The 7,123-nt window shown below is 46.2% G+C and carries 4 protein-coding genes; 2 read left to right on the top strand and 2 right to left on the bottom strand.

Translation table 11 applies throughout. From position 1 onward, the window contains the following. Positions 1-114 precede the first annotated feature (114 nt). Positions 115-588 (top strand): 7(1) septoil knot domain-containing protein, encoded by a 474-nt coding sequence (locus tag MiSe_RS46510; protein WP_226593744.1) that lies wholly within the window; start codon positions 115-117, stop codon positions 586-588. Positions 589-608: 20 nt separating this feature from the next. On the opposite strand, the gene MiSe_RS46515 is transcribed toward MiSe_RS46510, so the two are convergent. Beyond that, entirely contained in the window at positions 609-3,779 is a 3,171-nt protein-coding gene (locus MiSe_RS46515; protein ID WP_226593746.1) for a PAS domain-containing sensor histidine kinase, read from the bottom strand. 273 nt (positions 3,780-4,052) lie between these two features. Between MiSe_RS46515 and trpD the strand changes: the two genes are divergently transcribed. Further along, positions 4,053-5,210 (top strand): anthranilate phosphoribosyltransferase, encoded by a 1,158-nt coding sequence (gene trpD / locus MiSe_RS46520; protein WP_226593749.1) that lies wholly within the window; start codon positions 4,053-4,055, stop codon positions 5,208-5,210. A gap of 169 nt (positions 5,211-5,379) precedes the next feature. On the opposite strand, the gene MiSe_RS46525 is transcribed toward trpD, so the two are convergent. Beyond that, a partial coding sequence (locus tag MiSe_RS46525) for a Calx-beta domain-containing protein (protein ID WP_307731673.1) occupies positions 5,380-7,123 on the bottom strand: 1,744 nt, incomplete at its 5' end.

Here is a 7,123-nt window from a genome sequence, read left to right on the forward strand (position 1 = left end):
GATAACTTCAACATGCCGTGTCCCTACATGGGGGGCGTTGTGACTGGGTGTTTGATCGGTTTTGGGACACGGCATGGGAGATATTTTGCCAGATACAGATAACTTCAACATGCCGTGTCCCTACATGGGGGGCGTTGTGACTGGGTGTTTGATCGGTTTTGGGACACGGCATGGGAGATATTTTGCCAGATACAGATAACTTCAACATGCCGTGTCCCTACATGCTGGCCTTTTGGCGGATTTAATATGAAACTTTGGCTTAAAATCTCTATATTTTGCGGGATTTTGCTGCTAACACTTTCAGCGGATCTAGCATTATTTTCGCGGACAAATTTAGTAAATAAATTTACTTGTACTTACCAAGGAAAGCCGCTTTACGGTAGAGTCAAATTTGTTGAAAGTTTTCAAGATATTAAGGTCAAGGTCGTTACAACCTCGCCTGACTTGAGGGTAAAAATGGTCACAAACTCAACAACTCGGTGCGGGGAATGGGCAATTGTCGAGTTTTTGCCCAATCTTAAGGTGCAGTTTGTGGAGACGCTTCCCGATATCGAAATTCAATTTGTTGAAGATAATCCGGGTGTTTAAACTAAAGAATCTCGGTTTCTTTATTGCCGAATTGGAATTGCGATCGCAAATTGCGCTCCTTGTCCCGGCGCAGAAATACAATTAAGCTGACCGCGATGTTTTTCGACAACAATCTGATAGCTAATTGTTAATCCTAAACCAGTTCCTTTACCAACGGGTTTGGTTGTAAAGAAGGGGTCAAATAAACGATTTTTTACCTGTTCTGTCATGCCGGAACCGTTGTCAGCAATCCGAATATTTACCCAACCCTTGTTGACAACGGTACAAATCCGAATAGTAGGTAATTGGCAATTGGTAATTGGTAATTGGTTATTGGAGTTTTCTTGACTGTTGCCCATGACCAATGAGCGATTAGCCATCACCTCTTCTAAAGCATCAATTGCGTTGTTTAGCAAGTTCATAAACACTTGGTTCAATTGTCCGGCATAGCACTCGATTTGGGGCAGCTTGCCGTATTCTTTTATCACCTGAATTTCAGAACGATCGGGCTTGCCTTTGAGGCGGTTTTGCAAGATCAGCAGCGTGTTATCGATGCCTTCGTGGATATCAACCGGCTTCATTTCCGCTTCATCGAGTCGCGAGAAGTTCCGCAAACTCAGGACAATTTGACGGATGCGCTCCGTCCCGATATTCATAGAATTGAGGAGTTTGGGTAAATCTTTGACCAGAAAATCCAGGTCGATGTCTTCGATTTCGGTTGCAATTTCCCGATTGGGTTCGCGATAGTGTTTTTGGTATAGCTGGATCAGGCGCAGCAAATCTTGAGTGTATTCATTGACGTGGGTAAGATTGCCGTGGATAAAGTTAACCGGGTTGTTAATTTCGTGAGCAACGCCAGCAACTAATTGCCCCAAACTAGACATTTTTTCAGTTTGAATCAGTTGAGCTTGGGTTTGCTGTAGTTCGCGCAATGCTTGTTCGAGTTGTTGGGCTTTTTCTTGGGCAATACGAGTAGAATTTTGGCTTTGAGCGTAGAGTTCTGCTTGAGCGATCGCGATCCCCAGTTGGTCGCAAACTGCCTGCAACAATTCCACTTCCTCATCAGTCCAAGATCGAACATAATTATGTTCTATGCAGGCAACGACGCCAATCGCACCGCTTCCCGTATGAATTGGCAGGTCCAGTAGAGATTTGTACCCCAAAGACTGAAAGAATTGCCGTTCTACTGGATCGGTTATCCCGTCGATATCATCCACTCGGTAAATTGCCAAATTTGAGAGCGTTTGTGCTAGAGATCCCGTCACATCAGCGGGATAGTAACCCAAAAGGCTGAACAAATCCTCATTTTTGGCTTCATGCACGACATCCCAAGCAGGTGGGAAGGCGTTGGGGAGGTACCAAATAAACAGACAGCGATCGATTTGCAGCAGGGATCGGATCTGTTGCACCGTGGTTGCCAAAATGGTGTCGAGGTCGAGAGATTGACGAATTTGGCGAGAAACGCGGTTGATTAGTGCTTCCCGTTGCGCTTTTTGTCGCAGTTGCCCTTCTGATTGTCGCAAAGCTTCTTCTGCCTGCTTGCTCTCTGTAATATCATTCACGGTACCGATAATCCGATAGATTCTTCCTCTCTCATCCCGCACTGGCGTGAGATTCGTTAAGGCATAGGTATCTACATCGCCGAATGTTACGCACTCTTCATAGGAAATTGCCGCACCCGCCTGAAGGCATTTTGTATAATGCTGTCGCACAGATGCTCCTAAGACTTGACCAAATATCTCTTCTGGAGTCTTACCGTACCACTCTTTGCTGCTAAGTCCGCTGATGCGTTCGCCGACAGGGTTGATCCCAATGCAGTGCAAGTCTCCATCTTCCCGTACATCTAGGACAAAAACTGTCTGTTCCACCCCCTCGTAGATGCTGCGTAAAAACTCTTCTTTTTGCTGCAATGCTTCTTGTGCTTGTTTGCGATCGCTAATATCTTGAACGTATGACCAAATAAACTGTTCTCCCTCTTTTTCCACAATCAATCCTGCCAAAACTACGCGAACCAGATGCCCATCTTTGTGAATATACTCTTTTTCATAAGGGCCATACTGCCCTGTTGTTCTCAAACTTTCTAACTGCATTTGTTCTTGTTCGGCATATTTTTCTGGCGTAATATCCCAGTACGACAGGTTTAAAGTCTCTTCCACCGTGCGACCGATAATAGCCGCGTAAGCCGGATTTATGTAAACCAGTTTCCCATCCAGACGGCACAAGGCTAAACCAATCGGACACCGATCCAATAAATAACGATTGTGTATTTCGGTTTCTGCTAAAGTTTTTTCAACTAATTTTCGTTCGCCAATTTCTTTTTTTAATTGCTCGATCGTCTGCTTTAATTTACGGGTTCGATCTTCAATTTCTCTTTCTAATTTTTCATTCGTCTTTGCCAGTGCTTCTTCTGCCATTTTTCTGGCGGTAATATCCCGCACGATCCCAATTAGACCAATAATATTTCCTTGGGGATCGCGGTAGACGCTTTTTGTAGAAAGAAATGTTCGCATCATGCCTTTTTCGTTTACTACTTCCTCAAGTACTTGAGTTTCCCCCGTCTTCATGATGCGGCGGTCATTCTGCTTCAGTTGACGACCGATTTCTTGAGGAAATACCTCCGTATCATCTTTGCCAATAATTTCTGCAACTGACTTACCAATCACCTTCGCACCCGCCGCGTTGATCATCGCGTAACGTCCTTTAAGATCCTTGACAAACAGGGGATCGGGAATTCCTTCAACTACTGCACTCAAGAGGGTGGCGCTTGCTTCCAATTCCTCTTGAGTTTGTTTTAAAGCTAATTCTGCCTGTTTGCGCTCGGTGATGACTTCTGTAAACATAATGATCCCACCAATTTCACCGGCACTATTGCGCCACGGGTGGATCTCCCACCTCACCCAATCTATCGTTCCATCGGCGCGTGTAAAGCAATCTTCTTCACTTTTTTCTACCGCCCCAGCTAAACAACGCTGGTGTATTTTTTTCCAACGGTCTGGAATTTCTTCAAACACTTCGTAATGCGAACGACCGATGATATTTTGGTTACCCAGATTGTAATCGGTTAACCACCTGCGACTGGCTAATATGTAGTGCATCTGCCGATCAAACATCGCGATCGCCACGGGGCTGTGTTCCAAAAATAACCGGAATAGATCTTGATTTGCTCTTGAGTCTATTAGCAACTGTGGGTCTATTTGGGTAAATCGATACATATTTCTTACCTGATTACACTTGCTAAACTAACTCGCTGCGAGTTGCTAAATAAGGGGTTTAGGCTAAAATGTATTATAACAATTGTAAAAGTGATGACTAGGGTATTTTTACAGAAAAACTCCAAATCGATATGCTAGGAAGTTAGAAGTGGTGAATTTGAGGAAAATTGCTAGTAGTAAAAATGCGATCGCAATTCGCGGTAATCTTGTAGAAATGCGAGACTTCGCATCTGCTATGTCTTTGAACCAGTCAGTTTAACACCTTCGCAGTCGATGACGAACCTTCCTTTAGAACAAGTAAAAAAAAATACCGCCAGCGTACCTAACTCAGTAGAATCCTCAAGTTGGTCGAACTTACTGCAACAGCTACTAGACCAACAATCCCTCTCTTGCGACCAAGCGTCGGAGCTAATGCAAGGATGGTTAAATGAAGAAATTCCCAGAGAGCTATCGGGGGCAATTTTAGCCGCACTCCAAGCCAAAGGCGTTTCAGCCGACGAATTGACTGGTATGGCTAAAGTTTTGCAAGCTCAGTCCCTAGCAGGGGAGCGGCGGGAAGATGGGGAGACGGGGAGACAGGGTGACGGGGAGAAACACAATATCTTGGCGTCCCTCAATTCCCCATGTCCGATTATTGATACTTGCGGTACTGGTGGGGATGGAGCTTCGACGTTTAACATTTCGACTGCGGTGGCTTTTGTAGCGGCAACTGCGGGTATACCCGTCGCCAAGCACGGTAACCGTTCTGCCTCTAGTCGGGTAGGGTCGGCGGATGTATTGGAAGCGTTGGGAGTAAACCTGAGCGCACCTGGAGAGAAAGTGGAAGCAGCGCTCAAGGAAGTAGGCATAACGTTTTTGTTTGCCCCTGGATGGCATCCAGCGCTCAAAGTGGTGGCACCGCTGCGGCGCACGTTAAAGGTGCGAACGGTGTTTAATTTATTGGGACCGTTGGTGAACCCGTTGCGCCCCACAGGGCAGATCATTGGGGTATGCGATCCCAAACTGCTGTTAACAATTGCCCATGCTTTGCGCCAACTGGGGACGCAACGAGCGATCGTTTTGCACGGACGGGAAAAGCTGGATGAGGCAGGATTGGCAGATCTAACCGATTTGGCAATACTTTCTGAACAAACGGTGCAGGTAACTGCGATCGATCCCCAACAGTTGGGTTTAACTTTTGCACCGACGGAGGCGCTGCGAGGCGGCGACGTGGAGGAAAATGCCGAAATTTTGCGAAATGTCTTGCAAGGGAAAGCCACTCAGGCGCAACAGGATGCAGTGGCTTTAAATGCATCCTTGGCACTCCAGGTAGGCGAATCGATCCCGATGGGAAACCATGCACAGGGCATTGCTCGTGCTAGAGATATTCTCAATAGCGGGGAAGCTTGGTCTAAGTTAGAGCAGTTGGTTGAGTTTCTGAAGCTCTATTGACAAATAACTTATGAACTCAAGTTGCTAGTTATCTTTTTAGGTCTGTTAATAGCTAATGGCTAATAGCTAATGGCTAATGGTAGAACAGAAAAATATTACCATGAGCAATTAGCAATTAGCCATTAGCAATTTAGTAACCGATGATGGTTATAACTAGCAACTTGAGTGATTAAATGTTCACCACATTTGAACTGTATACAGGTGATAACGGGAAGGGTGAATCATAAGGAGACGCCGGAGTAGAGGTTAATCCGTCGCTAGGTTTCTCGATACTAGCAGCAGGAATTGCTGGAACTGGTGCTACTTGCCAACCAGTAGAAGCATTGTAGGTGTAGTAGTTACCTGCAACAGCAATCTTCATCGAGCCATCCAAGCCATAGTAATTTTGAATGGCTAGGGAACCATTTAACCCCAAACCGATGTTTAGATCGCTACCGCTGACTGTGGGAGTTAAATCGGAGAGACTGTAACCAGACAACTCCAGAACATCTGAGGAATTGGTGAATTTTAAGATATCGTTCCCAGTGAAATTGCCAGGAGTATAACCTGCAAAACGATTGGCAGCAGCGTTAGCGATAATTTCGTCATTACCTGGCGAGTTGATCAGCTTTTCAATCGTCGTATCGTAAGCCAAGGTAGTACCAAAGCTAGAGGTGCTGTAGGAAAATTCGGTAACGTAATCTACGTAGGGCGAACCGTTGTAGGCTGCCTGTGTTGTCAGAATACCACCTGGGTTCATGTCGAAGCGGTAATTGCCAACAGGCAAGCTGGAAAAATCCAAAGTGTCGTTACCGCTGCTGTCCCACAGAGATTGCTTGATTGGGGTAGTACTGCTACCGTTAAACTGACCATTGACTGTATAGCCATAAACGCTGCTGAAAGAATAGGTTGTATCTCCTGAGTTATTACTGTTGGCTCCATAGAGGTATTGCAACGATCGCAAGTCATAAGCCATTGGCGTTATCGCGTAGCTACCAGCATAGGGTGGGTCGTCGTTGTATGTCATCACCGTGTTGGTGTTGTTATCTTCCTGAGGAAGTAACGTCGGTGAATCCTCAAATGGGTGTTTCAGACCCAGCGCATGGAAAGTTTCGTGAATAATGCTTTGGTAACCAAAATTACCAGGGCTTCCTGAGAAGCTTTTGTTAGGGTCGCTCTCGAAGTTCGAGCTAAAGTGTACGTCACCTGATCGGGGGTCAATATTCGAGGAGGGATAATAAGCGTAGGTGTAACTCGGACCATCGGAGAACATGTAGCGAAGGACACCATAGTTGGTAGCACTATCCTGCACTTCAACAAAATCGACATTGAGCGACGACTCCAACGAGGTCAAGATAGAACGGACATTGTTCTTAACAGGATCGCTGACTTCAGAAACTGTTTCGTCGCCGTAGTAAGAACCGGCAGCTGCATCCCTGAGGAAGCTGTAAGTAATCTTGCCGCCATTCAAGCTAGTGTTCCAATGGAACACATTCGGATCCAACAGCGCATCAGTAGACGAATTGCCTGATCGAGAACCTGTTGTAGCAAAGGGAGCGATAACGGTATCGTTATCGGCAATATTCACCGTGGCACTATTTGCCGCGCCGACAGTATAAGCACTATTGGCAGCGAGGGTGAGGTTGACGGTTTCCGCCGCTTCCACCACCGTGTCGTTGATAATGTCGATCGGTAATGTGACGCTGGTAATACCCGCCGCAAAGGTAATGCTGTTGTCGATCAAACTATAATCGCTGCCGTTACCTGCGGTGCCAGCGATGGCGTAGTTAACTGTGAGTGGGGAGGCGGTACTGCCGGTGCGGGTAAAGGTGAATTGTCCGGGGTTAAGTGCAATGCCGCTATCGGTTTCGCCAGCATTGGCGTCGCTGGCGGTGATGGTAACGATGGGTAAAGTATCGTTATCGGCAATATTC

Origin of the sequence: Microseira wollei NIES-4236, from assembly GCF_020521235.1 — a bacterium.
In the GTDB taxonomy this organism is placed as follows: domain Bacteria; phylum Cyanobacteriota; class Cyanobacteriia; order Cyanobacteriales; family Aerosakkonemataceae; genus Microseira; species Microseira wollei.

Excerpts from the sequence above, each read along its gene's own strand:
- trpD (WP_226593749.1), top strand. The coding sequence starts at position 4,053 with ATGACGAACCTTCCTTTAGAACAAGTAAAAAAAAATACCGCCAGCGTA.
- MiSe_RS46515 (WP_226593746.1), bottom strand. The coding sequence starts at position 3,779 with ATGTATCGATTTACCCAAATAGACCCACAGTTGCTAATAGACTCAAGA.